The organism is Streptomyces sp. NBC_01142, assembly GCF_026341125.1.
GTDB lineage: Bacteria > Actinomycetota > Actinomycetes > Streptomycetales > Streptomycetaceae > Streptomyces.
In genome coordinates, this window is sequence record NZ_JAPEOR010000001.1 from 2,318,829 (window position 1) to 2,340,051 (window position 21,223).

Below are 21,223 nucleotides of genomic sequence, written 5' to 3' on the forward strand. Positions count from 1 at the left end.
CTGTGGGCCTCAGACGTTCCGGAAGCGATTGATGGCGTCGATGTGCTTCTCGCGGAGCTCCTCGTCGCGCACGCCCAGTCCCTCGCCCGGGGCGAGGGCGAGCACGCCGACCTTGCCCTGGTGGAGGTTGCGGTGCACGTCGTACGCCGCCTGGCCGGTTTCGTCGAGCGAGTAGACCTTCGACAGGGTGGGGTGGATCTTGCCCTTGGCAACCAGGCGGTTGGCCTCCCACGCCTCGCGGTAGTTGGCGAAGTGCGAGCCCACGATCCTCTTCAGGGACATCCACAGGTAGCGGTTGTCGTACTCGTGGTTGAACCCGGAAGTGGAGGCGCAGGTAACAATCGTGCCACCCTTGCGCGTCACGTACACACTGGCGCCGAAGGTCTCGCGGCCCGGGTGCTCGAAGACGATGTCCACGTCCTCGCCACCGGTCAGCTCACGGATGCGCTTGCCGAAGCGCTTCCACTCGCGCGGGTCCTGGTTGTGCTCGTCCTTCCAGAACTTGTACCCCTCGGCGTTGCGGTCGATGATCGCCTCGGCGCCCATCGCGCGGCAGATGTCCGCCTTCTGCGGGCTGGAGACCACACAGATCGGGTTGGCGCCGCCGGCCAGCGCGAACTGGGTGGCGTACGAACCGAGACCGCCGCTCGCGCCCCAGATCAGGACGTTGTCGCCCTGCTTCATGCCCGCGCCGTTGCGCGAGACGAGCTGGCGGTACGCGGTGGAGTTGACCAGTCCGGGCGCCGCCGCCTCCTCCCAGCTCAGGTGCTGGGGCTTGGGCATCAGCTGGTTGGACTTGACGAGCGCGATCTCGGCGAGACCGCCGAAGTTCGTCTCGAAGCCCCAGATGCGCTGCTCGGGGTCGAGCATCGTGTCGTTGTGTCCGTCCGAGCTCTCCAGCTCGACCGACAGACAGTGGGCGACGACCTCGTCGCCCGGCTTCCAGGCATTCACTCCCGGGCCTGTGCGCAGCACGACGCCCGAGAGGTCGGAGCCGATGACGTGGTACGGCAGGTCGTGCCGCTTGGTGAGCTCGGAGAGCTTTCCGTACCGCTCGAGGAAGCCGAAGGTGGACATCGGCTCGAAGATCGAGGTCCAGACGGAGTTGTAGTTCACCGAGCTGGCCATGACTGCCACCAGGGCCTCGCCCGGACCGAGTTCGGGCACCGGCACGTCCTCGACATGGAGGGACTTGCGGGGGTCCTTCTCGCGGCTCTCGAGGCCGGCGAACATTTCGACCTCGTCCTTGTGCACGGTCACCGCGCTGTAGGACTCGGGGATGGACAGTGCGGAGAAGTCGGCGGGCGTGCTGTCCGTCGACTGGATCGCGTCCAGGATTTCCTTCACGGGGTGCCTCCGGCGAAGCGCGTTGAGGGAACGCTGAGGGGAAACGTCGGGGTGCTGCTGCTGTGGAGGTGTGCCGTCGGTTCGGCTGTGGTGCTGTTCGGCAGCGCTGGTGGCGCAGTGGGGGTCCCCCCGGCAGAGCGAGGGGGAGTTGCCTGTGACGCAGGCGCCCGGGCGCGCAGACACGATGGTTTGCGGGGACAGCCGACGTACGAAAGGTCTCTGCACGCCGGCCGCCCGGACAACATCAACGTATGGCACCCCGTGCCATCTCGCAAGACACTCGGTGCCAACAATTTCTCTCAGTTGTCATCTCGCGGGCACGTATGAGCAACAACGGCGGGTTCCCGGGGTGCCGTCTCCCGCCGATTCGGCGGGGTTCGCGCGCCGCTCTGCGGGGCGCCCAGAGGTGCGCCCGGGCCGAAGCCGCCCTGTGTCCGGGCGATCGGCGTCTCGCGCAGCGCAGACCGGTCATCACGGTCGCGCAGGGCGCCGAGCACGGACTCCGCGTACCGTGAAAGTTCCTGTCGCACCGTGGCCTTCATCGGCCGGGGGCACCCTGCACCCCGCGCCCCGGGGGCCCGCAGCCCACGTAGCCCCGGGGGGCCGACCGGGGCCGGGGGCGGGTGCCTATGCGTCCTTGAGCGCCTGCTCGATGGTGCGCATGACCTCGCTGAGCGGCGCGTCGGTACGGGCCACGGCCACCAGCACCTCGCCCTGCGTCTTCACGGTGGCGGCCGGTCCCGGTTCCGTTCCGGTTGCCGTTCCGGCGGAACCCGACGAGCCTGCCGGGCCCGTCGAAGCGGCCGGGGTACGGCCCGCCTGTGATCTGCCCGCCCCGATGCCCGTGCCGAAGGTGTCCCGGACGATGGCGAACGCGTGATCGAGCTGGGTCTCCACATCGCCCTGACCGCCGGCCCGCAGCCAGCGGCGCAGCACATGGTTGTGCGCGGTGACGACCGCGGACGCGGCCACCTCGGCCAGCAGCGGGTCGTCGTTGCCGTCGTGATGGTCGCGCTCGTCGAAGTGGCCCAGCAGATAGCGGGTGAACAGCCGCTCGTAGCGGGCCACCGAGGCGATCTCGCGCTCGCGCAGGGTCGGCACCTCGCGGGTCAGCCGGTAGCGCTCGACGGAGACCGCCGGGGAGGCCGCGTACATCCGCATGACCTCCTTGATGCCCCGGCATACGGTGTCGAGCGGGTGCTCATGGGCGGGGGCGGCGTTCAGTACCGCCTCCGCCCGCACCAGCGTGTCGTCGTGGTCCGGGAAGATCGCCTCTTCCTTGGAACGGAAGTGGCGGAAGAAGGTCCGGCGGGCAACCCCGGCCCTGGCGGCGATTTCGTCGACGGTCGTCGCCTCGTATCCCTTCGTCGCGAACAGCTCCATGGCCGCGGCCGCCAGCTCACGGCGCATCTTGAGGCGCTGCGCGGCGGCGCGGCTGCCCGCGGCACTTTCCGGGGCGTCGGACGTGGCGTTCGTACGAGCAGGCCGTCGGGTGGGATCAGCGGGCTGGGGCATGACCTGAACGTACTGCATTCGTGCAGGAGAGTGCGCCTGCGGGTTGGGGGTTCCCCCGCCGGAGGCAGGGGACGGGCTGTCCGAAGGTCCGAGCAGCCCGCCCCAGCCCGCGTCGCGATCAGCGGCGGGCATATTCGCGGAAGCCGCGCCCCGTCTTGCGGCCGAGGCAGCCCGCGGCCACCAGGTGCTCGAGCAGTGGCGCGGGGGCCAGGCCCGGGTCGCGGAACTCGCGGTGCAGGACCTTCTCGATGGCGAGCGAGACATCGAGCCCGACCACGTCGAGGAGCTCGAAGGGGCCCATCGGATAGCCGCCGCCCAGCTTCATCGCGGCGTCGATGTCGTCGAGGGTCGCGTAGTGCTCCTCGACCATCTTGATCGCGTTGTTGAGGTACGGGAAGAGCAGGGCGTTGACGATGAAGCCGGCCCGGTCGCCGCAGTCCACCGGGTGCTTCTTGATCTTCGTGGTGACCGCGCGGACGGTGGCGTGGACCTCGTCGGAGGTGAGCACCGTACGGACGACCTCGACCAGCTTCATGGCCGGCGCCGGGTTGAAGAAGTGCATGCCGATCACGTCCTGCGGGCGCGAGGTGGCGCGGGCGCAGGCGACGACGGGCAGCGACGAGGTCGTGGTGGCGAGGACCGCGCCCTCCTTGCAGATCTTGTCGAGCGTGGCGAAGAGCTGCTGCTTGACGTCCAGGTCCTCGGCCACGGCCTCCACCGCGAGGTCGACCTCGGCGAAGGCGTCGAGCGAGCCGGCCGGGGCGATGCGGGCCAAGGTCGCCTCGCGGGCCTCGGCCGTCATCCGGCCCTTGTCGACGGAGCGGGCGAGGGACTTGGCGATACGCGCCTTCGCCGTCTCCGCCTTCTCCGGGCTGCGGGCGGCGAGCACGACGTCGTAACCGGCCTTGGCGAAGACCTCCGCGATACCGCTCGCCATGGTGCCGGAACCGGCCACGCCGACGGAGCGGACCTCGCGGCCGGCTGCCCCTTCGGCCGCCGGCTGCGGGGTGAGCGCGTCGGGAACGACGTCCGAGGTGCCGGGGGCGGCGTACGAATAGAAGCCGCGGCCCGTCTTGCGGCCGGTCAGCCCCGCCTCGCTGAACTGCTTCAGGATGGGCGCGGGCGCATGCAGCCGGTCGTGGGACTCGGCGTACATCGCTTCCAGGACGGTGCGGGCGGTGTCGATGCCGATCAGGTCGAGCAGGGCGAGCGGGCCCATCGGGAGACCGCAGCCGAGCTTCATCGCGGCGTCGATGTCCTCGCGGGAGGCGTACTTGGCCTCGTACATCGCGGCGGCCTGGTTGAGATAGCCGAAGAGCAGTCCGTCCGCGACGAAACCGGGCCGGTCGCCGACCGCCACGGGCTCCTTGCCCAGCTCGCGGGCGAGCGCGGTGACAGCCTCGACGGCGTGCGGCGAGGTCAGCACCGAGGAGACGACCTCGACCAGCTTCATGGCCGGTGCCGGGTTGAAGAAGTGCAGGCCGAGCACGCGCTCCGGGTGCTCGGAGTCGGCGGCCAGGCGGGTCACCGACAGCGCGTTGGTGCCGGTGGCGAGGATCGTGCCGGGGCGGACGACGGAGTCCAGAGCGCGGAAGACCTGCTGCTTTGCCTCGTACGACTCGGGCACGACCTCGATCACGAGATCGGCGTCGGCCGCGGCCTGCAGATCGGAGAAGGTACGGAAGCGGGCGAGGGTGTTCTGCCGCTCCTCCTCGGTGATGCGCTCGCGCTCCACGGCGCGGGCGGTGGAGGCCTCGAGCGCGACAACGGCCTGGCGGGCGGCGGCGTCGCTGACGTCGATGCCGATGACCTCACGGCCGGCGCGAGCGAGCACTTCGGCGATGCCGGTGCCCATGGTGCCGAGGCCGACGACGGCAATGGTGTGGAGAGGGGTGTCCATCGGGGGACTCCAGGGATGAGTGACGACTGAGGGAGGAGCGCGCGCGAGAGGGATGCCGAGAAAGGCGTACGGCGCACGGAAATCGCGTGTCGTGGTGAAAGGCCGACGGACTCTGTCCCGGAGTCGCGTCGTACAACGTGCTGAACTACCGAACCGACAAGCACTCGCGGTGGCTGCGTCACCAGGCCACCGTGAGCTGTGCGGGGGTTACCCGCTCACTTGAGGTTAACTCGCGAGTAACGAGCGCGCCAGACCTGGGTGCGTGTGATCTGGATCGCCGCCGCGCCGCCGATACGCTGGCCGCCATGGATGAGGAATTACGCTCTCTCGCGGTGCGACTGCGGGACGAGTCGGGCGGTTCGGTGGCATACGAGCGGCTGCTGATCACCAAGGACCGGGAGGAGCTCGCGGGGGTCCTCACCGAACAGCGACGGCCTCTGTGGGCACGGGAGATCGCTGCGTTCCGGCTCGGTTGCGCGGGGGACAGGCGGGCCTTCGAGGCGCTCGTGCTCCTGCTCAATCACCGCGATCCCGAGCGCTGTGTCTCGGCGGCGCACGCCCTGGCCGAGCTGAACGACCCCCGTACGCCGCGGGCGGCCGCCGCGCTCGCCACCAATGAGCTGCGGGTCGCCTACGCCCTGCTCCCGGTGCGGCTGCTCACGCGTCTGCGCGCCCCGGAGTCCGTACCGGCCCTGATCACGCTGCTGAGCCGCCGCCTGATCCAGGGCGACCCGCATTGGCGGGTGGCCCTGGCGTGTGTCGAGGGCCTCGGCGCACTGGGCGACAAGAGAGCGGAGGAGGTTCTGCGCTCGGCCCGCGTCCACCCGAGGCTGACGGCGGCGGCAGCGGCAGCATTGGCCCGCCTGGGCGGCGGGTCGTAGAGCCGGCGGTTCGCAGGGTCAGCCGGTGGCGGCGCTGAGGCAGAGCCCTGAACGGGACGGGTCGAGCGGGGGCAGAGGGCGGCCCCCTGGATGCTCTGGTGGCCTGGATGCCGTGGATGCCCTGGATGATCTTGGGCAGCGTGAGGCCGCTGCATCACCCCGCCCGTGCGGCGTCCAGCCGCTTCGCGTACCGCACCTCGGGGACCGTGACCCCGTCCACGTCGAACGGCTCCTCCGTGCCCTCGGGTGCGAAACCCGCCTTCTCGTAGAAGCGGCGGGCGCGGGCGTTCTCCTTGAGGACCCAGAGCAGCATCCGGGGGAAGCCCGCGGCCACCGCCCGTCCCGTCATTTCCTCCATCAGTGCCCGGCCCACCCCGCCGGAGAGCCGCTCGGGCAGCACATACAGCGCGTACAGCTCACATTCACCCGCGCTGTCGCCCCCGTCCCGGCACGGTCCGTAGCACCCCCAGCCGACCACTTCCCCCTCCTGCTCGGCGACCACGTTGGTCAGCCGGCCGCCCTTGGTGAGGAACTGTCGTCGCGTGGCCGCGTCCTCCTCGGTACTCATGGCGTCCAGGTGGGACTGCGGCATCAGCCCGGCGTACGCGTGCTGCCAGCCTCGCACCCGGACCGTGGCGACGGCCTCACAGTCGTCGACCGTCATGTCCCGAACACGTACATTCACCGGTCAGCTCGCCTCGCCGACGAGCGCGAACGCCTCTATCTCGACGAGCAGTTCGGGCCGGAACAGCGCCGCGACCTGGACCGCGGAGCTCGCCGGCAGCCGTCCGGCGTCGATCACCTCGTCGCGTGCCGCCCGGACCGCCGGCAGGTGCGCGACATCGGTGACGAAGTACGTCAGCTTGACCACGTCGTCGAAGGACGCGCCCGCCGCGGCCAGACAGCGTCGGAGATTCTCGAAGACCTGCCGCGCCTGCGCCGCCGGGTTCCCCTCGCCCACCACGTTGCCGTCCTCGTCGAAGGCGCACTGCCCGGATATCGCGACGAACCGGCCGGTGCCCCAGACGACATGGCTGTAGCCGGTGCCGGGGGCGACGCCTTCGGGGGCCTTTACACGCGTGAGTTCCACAGTCATGCGTACATCCTTGCCCATGCCACTGACAGTCCGGCGGTCACCGGCGGTCCGGCAGCCTGGCAGTCGACTCAGAGCAGGGTGAGCTGCGTGGGCTCCGGTTCTGTCGGCTCCGGCTCCTGCGGCTCGCGGATCCGCCGCGGCGCGCCCCGGTCCGCCGGGCCTATGCCGAACTCGGTGGCCAGTTCGTGGACATGACGGGTGATGCGGCGCTGGTACCACTTGGGTGCGTACGCCCCCTCCGCGTACAGGCGCTCGTAACGCCGCACCAGATGCGGATGGTGCTGTGCCACCCACGCCATGAACCACTCGCGCGCGCCCGGCCGCAGATGCAGTACGAGCGGCGTCACCGAGGTCGCCCCGGACGCGGCGATCGCCCGCACCGTCGCGCGCAGCTGGTCCGGGTGGTCGCCGAGGAACGGGATGACCGGCGCCATGAGCACCCCGCAGCCGATGCCGTGCTCGGTGAGGGTACGTACGACGTCGAGTCGGCGCTCGGGAGAGGGCGTGCCCGGTTCCACCGTGCGCCACAACTCGGGGTCGGTGAAGCCGACCGAGACGGAGATCCCGACCTCGGTCACCTCCGCCGCCTGCCGCAGCAGCTCCAGATCGCGCAGGATCAGCGTGCCCTTGGTGAGGATGGAGAACGGGTTCGCATGGTCGCGCAGGGCCGCGATGATGCCCGGCATCAGCCGGTAGCGCCCCTCCGCCCGCTGATAGCAGTCGACGTTGGTCCCCATCGCGACATGAGCGCCCTGCCAGCTGCGGGAGGCGAGCTGGTGGCGCAGCAGCTCCGGCGCGTTGATCTTCACCACGATCTGCGAGTCGAACCCGAGACCGGTGTCGAGATCCAGATAGCTGTGGGTCTTGCGGGCGAAGCAGTACACGCACGCGTGCGTGCAGCCCCGGTAGGGATTGACGGTCCACTCGAACGGCATCCGCGAGGCGCCCGGCACCCGGTTCAGGATCGAACGGGCGCGGATCTCGTGGAAGGTGATGCCGCGGAATTCGGGGGTGTCGAAGGTTCTGGTGGTCACCGCGGACGCAGCGAAAAGCGCGGTGCCCCCGGCCGCCCCGGGGTTCTCGACCAGATTGTCCCAGCGCATGGACGCCTCCTCGGTAGCACTGACCACAGAATAGAACACATGTTCCCTTGATCGCTTGCGGCCCGGATTTGGGCGGCCGGAGCCGAGGTGATTGGCTAGCGCCACCCCCCGAAGAACCGAGTGCTGGAGGAACACGAATGGCGCAGGTCGAGGCCACCACGGAACGGATCATCTCTGCGGACGCGGAGACGGTGTTCGATGCGCTGGCCGACTACGAGAACACCCGCGCAAAGCTCCTGCCCGAGCACTTCAGTGAGTACGAGGTCCGCGAGGGCGGCGACGGTGCGGGCACCCTCGTCCACTGGAAACTCCAGGCGACCAGCAAGCGGATCCGTGACTGCCTTTTCGAGGTGAGCGAGCCGACCGAAGGTCAGCTGGTCGAGAAGGACCGCAACTCCTCGATGGTCACCACCTGGACCGTCACTCCGGCCGGCGAGGGCAGGTCGAAGGTCGTCGTCACCACCGTCTGGAACGGCGCGGGCGGCATCGGCGGCTTCTTCGAGAAGACCTTCGCGCCCAAGGGACTCGCGCGGATCTACGACGCCGTGCTCGCCAAGCTCGCCACGGAGGTCGAGAAGTAGCCCGCGACGCCGCTTCCCTGTTGCCTCGGTCGTTGCTGCTCCGAGGTTGCCGTCCCGCGGCCGCGGAACAACAGCAGCTGTTCCGCAGCCGCTGTTCGGAGTTGCCGTCCCGAAGCTCCGTCCCGAATTTGCTGTAACGCTCACCGTTTCGAGTGGTTTTCCCCGCGGCGCCGTGTGCGCCTTGCGTGCCACGGGTCGCGGGAAAGCCGCTGATGAGCGCCCGACGTGCCCCCTGCCAGGCCCAGTTGGGCCCGTCGTAGGCCGCCGCCCCGCATAACGTCCGGCTTGCTCCCCCTTGGCGCGTAATGCGAAGAATTACGCGCCAAGGCGTGACGTAAGGGGAGCAGATACGTGGGCGGCATCACTCTGGTGAAACACGGGCAGGCCGCACCGGTCGGGGACGGGGGGCCGTCGGACCCTTCACACCCCGGCCCCGCGGCCCCGGCCCCCGAGGCGCTCAGCCCACGCCGCGTACGCATCGTCTTCCTCGCCCTGATGCTGGCGCTGATGCTCGCCGCGCTCGAGCAGATGATCATTGCCACCGCCCTGCCCAGGATCGTGGGCGATCTGCGGGGCCTGGAACGGATGCCGTGGGCGATCACCGCCTATCTGCTCACCGCCACCATCGGGCTGCCCGTCTACGGCAAACTCGGCGACCTCTTCGGGCGCAAGGGTGTCTTCCAGTTCGCGATCGTCGTCTTCGTCATCGGCTCCGCGCTGGCCGGCTGGTCGCGCAGCATGGACCAGCTCATCGCCTTCCGTGCCCTCCAGGGAATCGGCGCGGGCGGCCTCCTGATCGGCGTGCAGGCGATCATCGCGGACATCGTCCCGGCCCGGGAGCGCGGCCGTTTCATGGGGCTCATCGGCGCGGTCTTCGGGCTCGCGTCGGTCGCCGGACCGCTGCTCGGCGGCTTTTTCACCGACCATGTCTCCTGGCGCTGGTGCTTCTACTTCAACGTCCCCTTCGGCCTGGTCGCCCTGGTCGTGGTCACGGTGGTGCTGAAGCTTCCCAAGCCTGCCGCCCGGGCGCGGCTCGACATCCTCGGCGCGCTGTTCCTCGCCGCCGCATCCACCTGCCTGGTGCTGCTGACCAGTTGGGGCGGTACGGAGTACGAGTGGGGCTCGCGCGTCATTCTGGGTCTGGCGGCCGGGGCGGCGGGAACCACCCTGCTCTTCCTGGTCGTGGAAAGCCTCGTTCCCGAACCGATCATTCCGTTGCGGCTGTTCCGTGACTCGATCTTCACCATCACCAGCCTGGTGGGTGCCGTCATCGGCGTCGCACTCGTCGGGGCGGCAAGCTATCTGCCGACCTACCTCCAGATGGTCGACGGCGCCGGCGCAACAGAGTCCGGCCTGTTGATGCTCCCCATGGTGGGCGGCGTCGTCGTTGCGTCGGTCGTCTCCGGGCATCGCATCAGCCGAACCGGGCGCTACAAGGTCTATCCCATCCTCGGCAGCGCGCTCTCGCTGGCCGGCATGTGCCTGCTCTCGCGGCTCCAGCCCGGCACGCCCCGCCTCGAATTCAGCATCTGGCAGGCCGTGCTCGGCGTCGGTATCGGACTGGTGATGCCGGTGCTGATCCTTGCCGTGCAGAACGCCGTGCCGCCTGCTGACCTCGGTGTCGCCACCAGCGCCAACAACTACTTCCGGCAGATCGGCGGCAGCGTCGGCGCCGCCGCCTTCGGCACGCTCTTCGCCAACCGGCTCGCCGACGCGCTCGCCGACCGTCTCCCGGCCGGCGTGAGCCTGCCCGACCCTGAATCCATCACTCCGCAGATGGTGCACGCGATGCCGCCCGCCCTGCGTGACGGCTACATCCAGGCGTACGCCGACGCGATGCCGCGGATCTTCCTCTATCTCGTGCCGGTACTTGTGCTCGGCCTCTTTCTCGCCTTCTTCCTCAAGGAGAAACCGCTGGTGTCCCACCACACCCCCGCCGCCGAACCCACCATCACCATCCCGGCTCCCGCCCCGGCTCCCGCCCCCATGGCCTCCGCCCGTACGGCGCAGCCGGCGTACACAGCCGGCGTCGCCGTGTGCGGCACCGTCCAGCACCACGACGGCAGTACCGTCCCGCGCGCCGCCCTGACCCTTATCGACGTACAAGGACAGCAGATCGGGCGCGGTGCGAGCGGAGCGGACGGGCGGTACGCGCTCAGTGTCCCCGGCTCCGGCTCGTACGTCATGATCGCGGCGGCCGGCGGACACCAGCCGCAGGCCGTCACGGTCACCGTCGGCGAGCGGCCCGTCGAACTCGACGTGGTGCTCGGCGGGGCGGGGCGGCTCGCGGGAGCCGTCGTCACGGCTGACGGCACGCCGGTACGGGACGCGGCGGTCACCCTCACCGACGTACGCGGCGACGTCGTGGCCACCACCCGCAGCGGGCGCGAAGGCGGCTATGTGATGACGGAGTTGGTGGCGGGGGAGTACACGCTCGCCGCGAGCGCCCCCGTCTTCCGCCCCGCCGCGCTCCCCGTGAGCGTGCAGTCGTCCCGTGAGACCAGGCAGGACATCGAGCTGGCGGGCGGGGCGGTACTGCGGGGCACCGTACGGGCCGGAGGTGGACGCCCGGTCGAGGACGCGCGTGTCACGCTGCTCGATGCGGCGGGCAATGTGGTGGACACCCTCACCACGGGCCCCGACGGCACCTTCCGGTTCGTCGATCTTTCCTCGGGGGAGTACACGGTGATCGCTGCGGGCTATCCGCCGGTGGCGACCGTCCTGCAGGTAGCGGGCGGGGGACGCACCGAACGCGATCTGCAACTGGGGCACGCGGACTGACCGCTGGCCGATCGTAGGATGACTATCCGTCAGTTCTACCCGGGCGCACGACCTATTCCGCCGTTGCCACGCGCACGGCGCACGCAGGGCCGTACCGTGGTGCAAGGCCCGCGGATCCTGGCCGAAGGGAAGGAGCCTCCCGCTCATGGACAGTGGTCTTCCGCCGGCACCGCCACAGCAGTACGCCGTGGTCGGCCGGATTCCGCTTGCCGTGGTCGTCGTGGACGGCGACGGCCTGGTGTCGCACTGGTCGACCGGTGCGCGGCGGCTCTTCGGCCCCAGCAGGGAAGACGCCGTGGGGCAGTCCGCCGTCGAGCTGCTCCCGGTCTCCGGCGCTCTGGTGGGCGACGCCGAGTACGACACCATGGACAGCTACGGAGGCCTGGGGCCCGGACTCGACGCCTCGCTGAACGGTCTCACCTCCTACCCGGCCGCCGGCCGGGCCCGGCTCTCCGAGACCGGCCGTGAGCGGGTCGATGTGCTGTGGTGGGCGTATCCCATGGTCGGACCCGGCCGCGAGCGGCTGCTGGTGCTCGCCGCGGACGCCGGGCAGTTCACGGGCGAGGACGAGAGCGTCGAGCGCGTAGCGCCGGGGTTCGCCCTGCACACCGAGTTCCCCGGCTTCGACGAGCTGGCGCGCAGGCTCCCCGAGATCCTGCCGAGCATGAGTGTCCACGAGTCGACGCGGATCGTCTCGCAGGTTCTCGAGCTGGGGTATCCGGTGCTCGAGTTCAGCCATCACGACCGGGTGCCGGTCACTCCCGACTGGGGTGTGCCCAGGCGCGCGGAGCGCCGGGAGCGGCAGCGGGCCGCCGAGGCGGCGGCAGCCGCGGGCCGGGCGGTGCACGCGGCGGACCTCGAGCAGGATCTCGAATACGCCGCGGTGCGCGAGCGGCTCGAATTCCTCAACGAGGTCAGCGGACGCATCGGTTCCTCGCTCGACCTCGCCCGTACGATCCAGGAAGTCAGCGCGGCCGTCGTGCCGCGCTTCACCGATGTCGCGGGCACATATCTGCGCGAGCAGGTCATTGCGGGCGAGGGCTTCCCGGACGGGCCGCCGGACGCGACCACCATGTGGCACCGCGTCGCCGTGGAACATGTGGACGAGCCCGGCCGCTGGGACGATGTGGTGCCGGTCGGCGAGTCCATGCCATTCCCCGTGCACACCCCGTTCTTCCAGTGCATGACCACCGGCGAACCGGTGCTGGTGCCGCGTATCAGCGAGCAGATGGGCACCGCCATCGCCTCGCAGTTCGAGAAGCGCGACATCCGGCCGCTCATCAGCGGCCGCTCGATGCTGGTCGTGCCGCTCAAGGCCCGCAATGTGGTGCTGGGCTTCATGATTCTGCTGCGCCACGCGGAGCGGGCCCTGTTCAACGACATGGACCGGGTCACCGGGGCCGAACTGGCCGCCCGCGCGGGTCTCGTCCTCGACAACGCCCGGATGTACACCTACCAGGAGAGCGTCGCCGAGACCCTCCAGGACTCGATGCTGCCGCAGGTCGGCTCCGATGTGAACCCGATGGCCGGATGCGACACGGCCACCCGCTATCTGCCGGGGACCCTCCTCGGCCGGGTCGGCGGCGACTGGTTCGACGCCATCAAGCTGCCCGGCTCGCGCATCGCGCTGGTGGTGGGCGATGTGATGGGGCACGGAATCAACTCCGCGGCGATGATGGGCCAGTTGCGTACGGCCGTACAGACCATGGCCGCGCTCGACCTGCCGCCCGAACAGCTCCTGCGCAACCTCGACGATCTCGCTCAGCGACTGGGCGAGCACTACCTCGCGACCTGTCTGTACGCGGTGTACGACCCGATCCGCAATGACCTGCGAATGGCGAACGCCGGCCATGTGCCGCCGGTGATCGTCCGCGCCGCCGACGGGCGCAGCGAGCTGCTGGATCTGCCGACCGGCGCGCCGATCGGAGTCGGCGGGGTCCCCTTCGAGAGCGTCCGGGTGCCCGTGTCGCCCGGCGACCGTCTCGTCATGTGCACCGACGGGCTGGTGGAGGTGCGGGGCGAGGACATCGGCGTCGGTCTGGCGACGCTGTGCGAATCCGCCGCACACCCGGCCGCCTCCATGGACGATGCCTGCGACACCATCATCCGCGCGCTGAACACGAGTGGCGGACGCAAGGACGATGTCGCCCTGCTGATGGCCCGGTTGAACGGCATCGACGCCGAGTCGGTGGCCGCCTGGGAGCTGTCGCTGGAGCCGCGCGAGGCGGCGCGGGCGCGGCGGCTGGTCCGTGGACAGCTGCGGGCCTGGGGCCTGGGCGAGGTGACGGAGACCGTGGAACTGCTGGTCAGCGAAGTGGTCACCAACGCGGTGCGGCATGCGCACGGCCGTCGCGCGGAGCTTCGGCTGGTACGGGCGGGTTCCCTGCTGTGCGAAGTGGAGGACGAGGACCACACGCTGCCGACCCTGCTCGAAGTGCGCCCCGGCGACGAGCTCGGGCGGGGACTGCGGGTGGTGAGCAGCCTGGCGCGGGAGTGGGGCACCAGCCGTACGACCGACGGCAAGACGGTCTGGTTCGAGCTGGCACTGCCGTAGGGGCGGGCAGGCGCCCTGAGCCGCGTCGCGCCCTGTTCTCGTGTGTCCTGTCCTTCCTTGTCCTGCGCCCGCGCGCCGGTAGGGCGGTGAGACGGCGTGCTCGAGGGTCAAACGCTACGTGAAGGAATGCGCCGGGCGCTTGTCGGCACAAGCCGGGCGCGGTAGACCGGCCTTGACGTCGTGTCATATCCCTGGGGAGCCGGTCATGAGCGTGACGAGTCGGTACAAGGAAGCCTGGGAAGGCTTCTGGAGCGAGGCATCCGACGCACCGGGGGAGGTCCTGTGGGATGCGGAACCGGCGCTCACCTCGGGAGTACATCTCGCGCTCTACGAACCGCATGTGACGGACCCCGACCTCACCCTGGTGGATCTGGGCTGCGGCAACGGCACCCAGACCCTCTTCCTCGCCGACCGCTTCCCGCATGTGCTGGGGGTGGACCTGTCGGCCGCCGCGATAGAGCTTGCCCGGCACAAGGACGGACGGGGCGGGGCACGGTTCCGGGAGACCGACGCGGTGGACGGGCAGCTGGTGACCGAGCTGCACGCCGAGCTCGGCGACGCCAATGTCTATCTGCGCGGGGTGCTCCACCAGTGCGACCCGCAGGACAGGCAGGCGCTGGCCGACTCGGTCGCGACGCTGGTGGGGGAGCGGGGACGGGCCTTCGTGGTGGAGCTGGCGGAAGCCGCCGGACAGCAGCTGATGGGCCTGGCCAACCGACCGGAGGGGCCGCCGCCCAAGCTTCAGCCGGTGCTCCGTCATGGCATAGTGCCGGGAGCCGTGGCGGATTCGGATGTGGCGGAATTCTTCCGGGAGGCCGGGCTTGCGGTATTCGCGAGCGGCGAACTTCCGCTGACCACAACGGAGTACATGCCGGACGGCTCGCGGATCGAGCTGCCCTCGAAATGGCTGGTCGTAGGCCGGAACGGGTGACGCAGACGGCCCGGCCCGCGGGTAGTTATCCACAGGGCTGGCCCGCCCGCCGGGCGACGCGTACGGTTTCCTGGCATGAAGATCCTCATCAGCGCCGACATGGAAGGCGCCACCGGAGTGACCTGGCCGGCCGACGTGCTGCCCGGCACTCCCCAGTGGGAGCGCTGCCGGTCCATGTTCACCTCCGATGTGAACGCAGCCGCGCTCGGCTTCTTCGACGGCGGCGCCGATGAGGTGCTCATCAATGAGGCGCACTGGAGCATGCGTAATCTGCTGCTGGAGCGACTGGACGAGCGGGTCCAGATGCTCACGGGCAGACACAAGTCGCTCTCCATGGTGGAGGGCGTGCAGCACGGCGACGTGGACGGCATCGCCTTCGTCGGGTACCACACGGGGGCAGGCACAGAGGGCGTGCTCGCCCACACCTATCTCGCCAACTCCATCACCGGGGTGTGGCTGAACGGCGAGCGGGCGAGTGAGGGCCTGCTCAACGCGCATGTCGTCGCGGAGTACGGGGTCCCGGTGGTGCTGGTCACCGGTGACGACCTGACCTGCGAGGACGCCCTGGGGTATGCGCCCGAGGCCCGCAAGATCGCGGTGAAGGACCATGTCTCGCGGTACGCGGCGGTGTGCCGCACTCCGGCCCGTACCGCCTCCGACATCCGCGCCGCCGCGAAGGAGGCCACGGCCCTCGCCGTGCGGCACGAGCCGGTGCGGGGCGGACCGTTCACCGTGGAGCTGGAGTTCGACGCGGAGCATCTGGCTGCCGCCGCCACCGTCGTACCGGGAGCCGCGCCCAGCGGTGAACGGCGTGTCGCGTACACCAGCGAGACGATGTATGAGGGCATTCGTACGTTCAAAGCGGTCACAACGATCGTCTCTGCGGCGGTGGAGGAGCAGTATGGCTGACGTGACGACCCCCATCGACGGTCGGGCACTCGACGAGGTGGTGACCTTCACCTCCGAGCTGATCCGTATCGACACCACCAATCGCGGGGGAGGCGACTGCACCGAGCGGCCGGCCGCGGAGTATGTGGCCGAGCGGCTGGCCGGCGCCGGACTCGAACCGGCCCTGCTGGAGCGCACCCCCGGGCGCACCAATGTCGTCACGCGCATCGAGGGCACCGACCCGTCCGCCGAAGCCCTGCTCGTCCACGGCCATCTGGACGTGGTGCCCGCCGAGCCCGCCGACTGGTCCGTGCACCCCTTCTCCGGGGAGATCCGCGACGGGGTGGTGTGGGGCCGCGGGGCGATCGACATGAAGAACATGGACGCGATGGTCCTTGCGGTCGTACGGGCATGGGCGCGGGCCGGCATCAGGCCCCGGCGCGACATCGTGATCGCGTACACCGCCGACGAGGAGGCGAGCGCCATCGACGGCTCCGGCTTCCTCGCCGACCACCACCCGTCTCTCTTCGAGGGGTGTACGGAAGGAATCAGCGAATCCGGGGCCTTCACCTTCCACGCCGGGCCGGGGATGGCGCTCTATCCGATCGCGGCAGGAGAGCGCGGCACGGGCTGGCTCAAGCTCACCGCGCAGGGCAGAGCCGGCCACGGCTCCAAGGTCAACCGCGCCAATGCGGTGAGCCGGCTGGCCGCAGCCATCTCCCGGATCGGCGAGCACGAGTGGCCGGTGCGGCTCACACCGACCGTGAGCGCGGCGCTGAGCGAGCTCGCCGCGCTGCACGGCATCGATATCGATGTGCACGAGGACGGCTTCGACGCCGATGAGGTGCTGGCGAAGCTCGGCCCGTCCGCCGCGCTGGTCGAGTCGACCCTGCGCAACAGCGCCAACCCGACCATGCTGGCAGCCGGTTACAAGGTCAATGTCATCCCGGGGCAGGCCACCGCGTATGTCGACGGGCGGATGGTGCCGGGCGGCGAGGCCGAGTTCCAGGCCACCATGGATCTGCTGACCGGTCCGGACGTCGAGTGGGAGTTCCACCACAGGGAGGCGGCGCTGCAGGCACCCGTCGACTCCCCGACGTACGCCAAGATGCGCGCCGCGGTGGAGCGCTTCGACCCCGACGGGCATGTCGTCCCGTACTGCATGTCGGGCGGCACGGACGCCAAACAGTTCTCGCGCCTCGGCATCACCGGCTACGGCTTCTCGCCGCTGAAGCTGCCCATCGGCTTCGACTACCAAGCCTTGTTCCACGGGGTTGACGAACGCGTTCCGATCGAGGCGCTGCACTTCGGCGTCAAGGTCCTCGACCACTATTTGCAGTCCGCATAGGGGGAATTGGGCATGGTACCCACGGGGGCCTACGGAACCTGGCCATCACCGATCGACGCGGCGCTCGCCGCCGGGCACGACGGGCGCCCGGAGTATGTCGGCATCGTCGGCGACGAGGTGTGGTGGACCGTGCCACGCCCCACCGAGGGCGGTCGAAGGGCCCTGGTGCGCAGACGGGCCGACGGTGGCGAGGAATCGGTGCTGCCCGCCCCGTGGAACGTACGCAGCAGGGTCATCGAGTACGGCGGCCGGCCCTGGGCCGGGGCCCGGCGCGCCGAGGGCACCCCGCTCGTCGTCTTCGTCCACTTCCCCGACCAGCGGCTGTACGTCTACGAGCCGGACGTGCCCGAGGCCGCGCCCCGGCCGCTCACCCCGGTGTCGGCCCTCGGTGGCGGTCTGCGCTGGGTCGACCCGCAGATCCACCTCGACCGGGGCAGTAGCGGCGAAGTCTGGTGCGTGCTCGAGGAGTTCACCGGCCAGGCACCCACGGACGTACGCCGGGTGATCGCGGCCGTGCCGCTGGACGGCTCGGCGGCCGAGGACCGCGGTGCGGTGCGCGAACTCTGCGACGACCGGCACCGCTTCGTCACCGGGCCTCGGCTCTCGCCGGACGGGCGGCACGCCGCCTGGATCGCCTGGGACCATCCGCAGATGCCCTGGGACGGCACGGTGGTGATGCTCGGCGAGGTGACCCGGGAGGGACTGTTCACCGCGGCGCGGCCGGTGGCCGGGGGGACGGACGAGTCGGTCGCCCAGGTCGAATGGGCCCCGGACGGATCCCTGCTCTTCGTCTCCGACCTCGGCAACTGGTGGGAGCCGCAGCGCATCCGGCTGGACGCACTCGCGCCCGGTGTCGTACCGGGCACCAGCCTCTGCCCCGGCCGCGGGGAGGAGTTCGGCGGATCGTTGTGGAAAATCGGCCTCCAGTGGTTCCACCCCCTGGACAACGGGCTGATCGCCGTCATCCACGGCAAGGGGACCACCGCACTGGGGATACTGGACCCGGAGACTGGTGAGCTCGTGGACGCCGCGGGACCGTGGACCGAGTGGGCGGCCACCCTCGCCGTGCACGGCGACCGGGTGATCGGGGTCGCGGCCAGCCCGCGCAGCGCGTACGAGGTGGTGGAGCTGGACACCTGCACCGGGCGGACCCGGGTGATCGGCTCGGCGCACGACGACCCGGTTGACCCGGCGTATTACCCCGAGCCCCAGATCCGTACCTTCACCGGCCCCGACAACCGCGAGATCCACGCCCATATCTACCCGCCCCACAGCCCGGACCGGATCGCGCCCGACGACGAACTGCCGCCCTTCGTGGTCTGGGCGCACGGCGGCCCCACCGACCGTGCCCCGCTCGTCCTGGACCTGGAGATCGCCTACTTCACCTCGCGAGGCATCGGCGTCGCCGAGGTCAACTACGGCGGCTCCACCGGCTACGGCAGGGAGTACCGCAACCGGCTGAGGGAGCAGTGGGGAGTCGTCGACGTCGAGGACTGCGCGGCCGTCGCCGAGACACTGGCAGCCGAGGGCACGGCTGATCCGGCGCGGCTCGCCATCCGCGGCGCCAGTGCGGGCGGCTATACCACTGCCGTTTCCCTCGCCACCACCGATGTCTACGCCTGCGGCACCATCCTCTACCCGGTTCTCGACCTGGTGGGCTGGGCCACCGACGAGACTCATGACTTCGAGTCGCCGTATCTGGAGTCGCTGATCGGACCGATCGCCGAAGTCCCCGCGCGCTACCGCGAGCGCTCGCCGCTGCAACACGTAGACCGGATCACCGCGCCGTTCCTGCTGCTGCAAGGACTCGACGATGTGGTCTGTCCGCCCGTGCAGTGCGAGCGGTTCCTGGCCCGGACGGCGGGGCGCGGCATCGCGCACGCGTACATCGCCTTCGACGGGGAGGGGCACGGCTTCCGCAAGGCAGACACCCTGATCCGGGTGCTCGAGGCCGAACTCTCCCTCTACGCCCAGGCCTTCGGCATTCCGCGTCCCGACATCCCCCTGCTGGAGCTCAAGAAGTGACCCCGCCGTCTCTTCCCGGGGGGCGCCGGATCCGGCACCGGCCTCGCCGCGGGCCGGACCCCCGGCCCCTGACCCGCCCCGCACGACTGAGGCCCGGGGCCAGGGTCGCCGTCGTGGCGCCCAGCGGACCGGTCCCCGAGGACCGTCTCGCACCGGGTCTGGCCATCCTGCGCGGCTGGGACCTGGACCCCGTCGTCATGCCTCATGTCCGGGACCGGCACCCGGAGTTCTGGTACCTCGCCGGGTCGGACGAGGCCCGCGCCCGCGAACTGACCCAGGCCTGGTGCGATCCGTCGGTCTCCGCGGTGTTCTGTGCCCGCGGCGGGTACGGCGCGCTGCGGATGGTCGATCTGCTCGACTGGTCCGCGATACGCGCAGCCGGTCCGAAGGTCTTTGTCGGCTACAGCGACATAACCACCCTCCATGAGGCGTTCGCCGCCCGGATGGGACTGGCCACGCTGCACGGCCCGATGGTCGGCGCGCTGACCTTCCTCACGGACGAGCGCACCCAGGAGTCGCTGCGGGACACTCTTTTCGCGCCCGAGTCGGTACGGACCCTGGGTCTGGAGACGGCCCGCACGATGGTCCCCGGCCGGGCCAGGGGCATCACGCTCGGCGGCTGTGTCAGCCTGCTCGCCGCCGACCTCGGCACCCCGCACGCCCGTCGCTCGGCCCGCGGCGGTCTGCTGCTGATCGAGGACGTGGGGGAGGAGGACTACCGTCTCGACCGGATCCTTACCCAGCTGCTGCGCTCCGGCTGGCTGGAGGGCGTTGCGGGTGTCGCGCTCGGCTCCTGGGCGGAGTGCGGTCCCTACGAACAGGTACGCGCGGTGCTGCAGGACCGGCTGGGCGGGCTCGGTGTTCCGGTCGTCGAGGAGTTCGGGTTCGGACACGGTACGACCGCGCTGACGATGCCGTTCGGTGTGCCCGCGGTGCTGGACGCGGACGCCCGCACACTGACACTCGACGAGCCCGCCCTGATCTGACGCCCGTCACCAGCCCGCCCGAGAAACCAGAACCCTCGAAGTGCCCGTCGTCAAAGGCAGGGTGAACTGATCGGTTCGATGGCATCACGGCCCCATGAGGGGGCGCATCCACCCCCGGCGGCTGAACTCCGCAGATCAGCCGCCGGGCACGGTCGTCCGGTCAGCGGCCGAGCGCCGCGTACCCCGGCCGGATCACCTCGTCGATCAGGCGGCGGCGCTCCGGCAGCGGCAGGAACGCCGACTCGACCGCGGCGACCGTGAACTCCTCGAAGACCTCCGGACCGTAGCCGAACGCATCCACCATGTGCTGGAACTCCTGGCTCATGGTGGTGCCGGAGACCAAGCGGTTGTCCGTGTTGAGCGTGATCCGGAAGCCGAGGCGGCGCAGCAGGTCGATGGGGTGGGTGGCGTAGTCCTTCGCGGCACCCGTCTGGAGGTTGGAGGTCGGGCAGACCTCCAGGGCGATGCGGTTGTCGCGGATGTACGACGCAAGGTGGCCCAGGTCCGCCGAGCCGTCGTCGTGCACCGTGATGTCGTCGGTGATGCGTACGCCGTGACCGATGCGCTCGGCGCCGCAGATCTGCACCGCCTCGTGGATCGACTCGGCGCCGACGGCCTCGCCCGCGTGGATCGTGAAGTGGCAGTTGTGCCGCTTCAGATGCTGGAAGGCGGGCAGATGACGGGCCGGCGGGTTGCCGATCTCGCCGCCCGCGATGTCGAAGCCGGCCACCCCGCGCTCGCGGTGCGCGACGGTCAGCTCGGCTATTTCCAGGGAGCGTGCGGTGTGGCGCATGCCGGTGAGCAGCGCGCGTACGGTGATCCTGCCGCCGCTGCGGAGCTCGCCCTGCCGGAATCCGGCGTTGACCGCGTCGACGACCTCGTCGAGGGTCAGGCCGCGCTCCTGATGCTGCTCGGGGGCGTACCGCACCTCCGCGTAGACGACGCCGTCCGCCGCCAGGTCCTCGGCGCACTCCGCCGCGATCCGCTCCAGCGCGCCGCGGGTCTGCATCACCGCGCAGGTGTGGGCGAACGTCTCCAGATAGCGCTCCAGCGAGCCGGAGTCCGCGGCGTCGCGGAACCAGGTGGCGAGCGCAGCCGGGTCCTCGGTCGGCAGCGCGGTGTAGCCGCACTCCCGGGCCAGCTCGATGATCGTGGCGGGGCGCAGACCGCCGTCCAGGTGGTCGTGGAGGACGGCCTTGGGGGCGCGGAGGATGTCAGACAAGTGCATGGCGGAGGAGTGTACGGCACCGTGGGTGTGCCGTGCCGTGACGGTCGTCTCTTGCTCCC

General features: G+C 70.3%; 16 protein-coding genes. 9 read left to right on the plus strand and 7 right to left on the minus strand.

The genetic code is table 11. The features are described from left to right. Positions 1-9 precede the first annotated feature (9 nt). From ccrA to OG883_RS10615, 3 genes are all read right to left on the minus strand, one after another. Positions 10-1,347, minus strand: coding sequence for a crotonyl-CoA carboxylase/reductase (gene ccrA / locus OG883_RS10605; RefSeq protein WP_266538169.1), 1,338 nt, complete (start codon positions 1,345-1,347; stop codon positions 10-12). A 627-nt stretch (positions 1,348-1,974) separates the two neighbouring features. Next, the gene (locus OG883_RS10610) at positions 1,975-2,862 is read right to left on the minus strand and encodes a TetR family transcriptional regulator (RefSeq protein WP_266538172.1); all 888 of its coding nucleotides are present in this window, start codon (positions 2,860-2,862) and stop codon (positions 1,975-1,977) included. Positions 2,863-2,980: 118 nt separating this feature from the next. Further along, on the minus strand, positions 2,981-4,762 hold the full coding sequence (locus OG883_RS10615; protein ID WP_266538174.1) for a 3-hydroxyacyl-CoA dehydrogenase family protein: 1,782 nt from the start codon (positions 4,760-4,762) through the stop codon (positions 2,981-2,983). Between the two features lie 305 nt (positions 4,763-5,067). Between OG883_RS10615 and OG883_RS10620 the strand changes: the two genes are divergently transcribed. Continuing rightward, the gene (locus OG883_RS10620) at positions 5,068-5,643 is read left to right on the plus strand and encodes an adenylosuccinate lyase (protein ID WP_266538176.1); all 576 of its coding nucleotides are present in this window, start codon (positions 5,068-5,070) and stop codon (positions 5,641-5,643) included. A 154-nt stretch (positions 5,644-5,797) separates the two neighbouring features. Here OG883_RS10620 and OG883_RS10625 read toward each other — a convergent pair whose 3' ends face one another. The 3 genes from OG883_RS10625 to OG883_RS10635 all read right to left on the minus strand — a co-directional run bounded on the left by OG883_RS10625 (position 5,798) and on the right by OG883_RS10635 (position 7,842). Beyond that, positions 5,798-6,328: a GNAT family N-acetyltransferase gene (locus tag OG883_RS10625; RefSeq protein WP_266538179.1), complete on the minus strand. Its 531-nt coding sequence runs from the start codon at positions 6,326-6,328 to the stop codon at positions 5,798-5,800. A 3-nt stretch (positions 6,329-6,331) separates the two neighbouring features. Next, on the minus strand, positions 6,332-6,739 hold the full coding sequence (locus OG883_RS10630; RefSeq protein ID WP_266538182.1) for a RidA family protein: 408 nt from the start codon (positions 6,737-6,739) through the stop codon (positions 6,332-6,334). 68 nt (positions 6,740-6,807) lie between these two features. Then, on the minus strand, positions 6,808-7,842 hold the full coding sequence (locus OG883_RS10635) for an Rv2578c family radical SAM protein (protein ID WP_266538185.1): 1,035 nt from the start codon (positions 7,840-7,842) through the stop codon (positions 6,808-6,810). Positions 7,843-7,979: 137 nt separating this feature from the next. On the opposite strand from OG883_RS10635, the gene OG883_RS10640 reads away from it, so the two are divergent. The 8 genes from OG883_RS10640 (at position 7,980) to OG883_RS10675 (ending at position 19,936) form a co-directional block, all read left to right on the plus strand. Beyond that, complete coding sequence (locus tag OG883_RS10640; RefSeq protein ID WP_266538188.1) at positions 7,980-8,423, plus strand: SRPBCC family protein; 444 nt, start codon at positions 7,980-7,982, stop codon at positions 8,421-8,423. Between the two features lie 351 nt (positions 8,424-8,774). Then, positions 8,775-11,204, plus strand: coding sequence for an MFS transporter (locus OG883_RS10645; protein WP_266538191.1), 2,430 nt, complete (start codon positions 8,775-8,777; stop codon positions 11,202-11,204). A gap of 145 nt (positions 11,205-11,349) precedes the next feature. Beyond that, positions 11,350-13,758: a SpoIIE family protein phosphatase gene (locus OG883_RS10650; protein ID WP_266538194.1), complete on the plus strand. Its 2,409-nt coding sequence runs from the start codon at positions 11,350-11,352 to the stop codon at positions 13,756-13,758. A gap of 205 nt (positions 13,759-13,963) precedes the next feature. Continuing rightward, a complete protein-coding gene (locus OG883_RS10655; protein WP_266538197.1) occupies positions 13,964-14,689 on the plus strand; it encodes a class I SAM-dependent methyltransferase in 726 nt (241 codons plus the stop codon). Between the two features lie 75 nt (positions 14,690-14,764). Continuing rightward, complete coding sequence (locus OG883_RS10660) at positions 14,765-15,598, plus strand: M55 family metallopeptidase (protein ID WP_266538200.1); 834 nt, start codon at positions 14,765-14,767, stop codon at positions 15,596-15,598. Further along, complete coding sequence (locus tag OG883_RS10665; RefSeq protein ID WP_266538202.1) at positions 15,591-16,925, plus strand: M20/M25/M40 family metallo-hydrolase; 1,335 nt, start codon at positions 15,591-15,593, stop codon at positions 16,923-16,925. Before OG883_RS10660 ends, OG883_RS10665 begins: the two co-directional genes overlap by 8 nt. 12 nt (positions 16,926-16,937) lie before the next feature. Next, the gene (locus tag OG883_RS10670; protein WP_266538204.1) at positions 16,938-18,950 is read left to right on the plus strand and encodes a prolyl oligopeptidase family serine peptidase; all 2,013 of its coding nucleotides are present in this window, start codon (positions 16,938-16,940) and stop codon (positions 18,948-18,950) included. A 29-nt stretch (positions 18,951-18,979) separates the two neighbouring features. Continuing rightward, complete coding sequence (locus OG883_RS10675) at positions 18,980-19,936, plus strand: LD-carboxypeptidase (RefSeq protein WP_266541403.1); 957 nt, start codon at positions 18,980-18,982, stop codon at positions 19,934-19,936. A gap of 160 nt (positions 19,937-20,096) precedes the next feature. Here the strand turns inward: OG883_RS10675 and OG883_RS10680 are convergent, their stop codons facing one another. Beyond that, positions 20,097-21,164, minus strand: coding sequence for an adenosine deaminase (locus OG883_RS10680; RefSeq protein ID WP_266538207.1), 1,068 nt, complete (start codon positions 21,162-21,164; stop codon positions 20,097-20,099). Positions 21,165-21,223 lie beyond the last annotated feature (59 nt).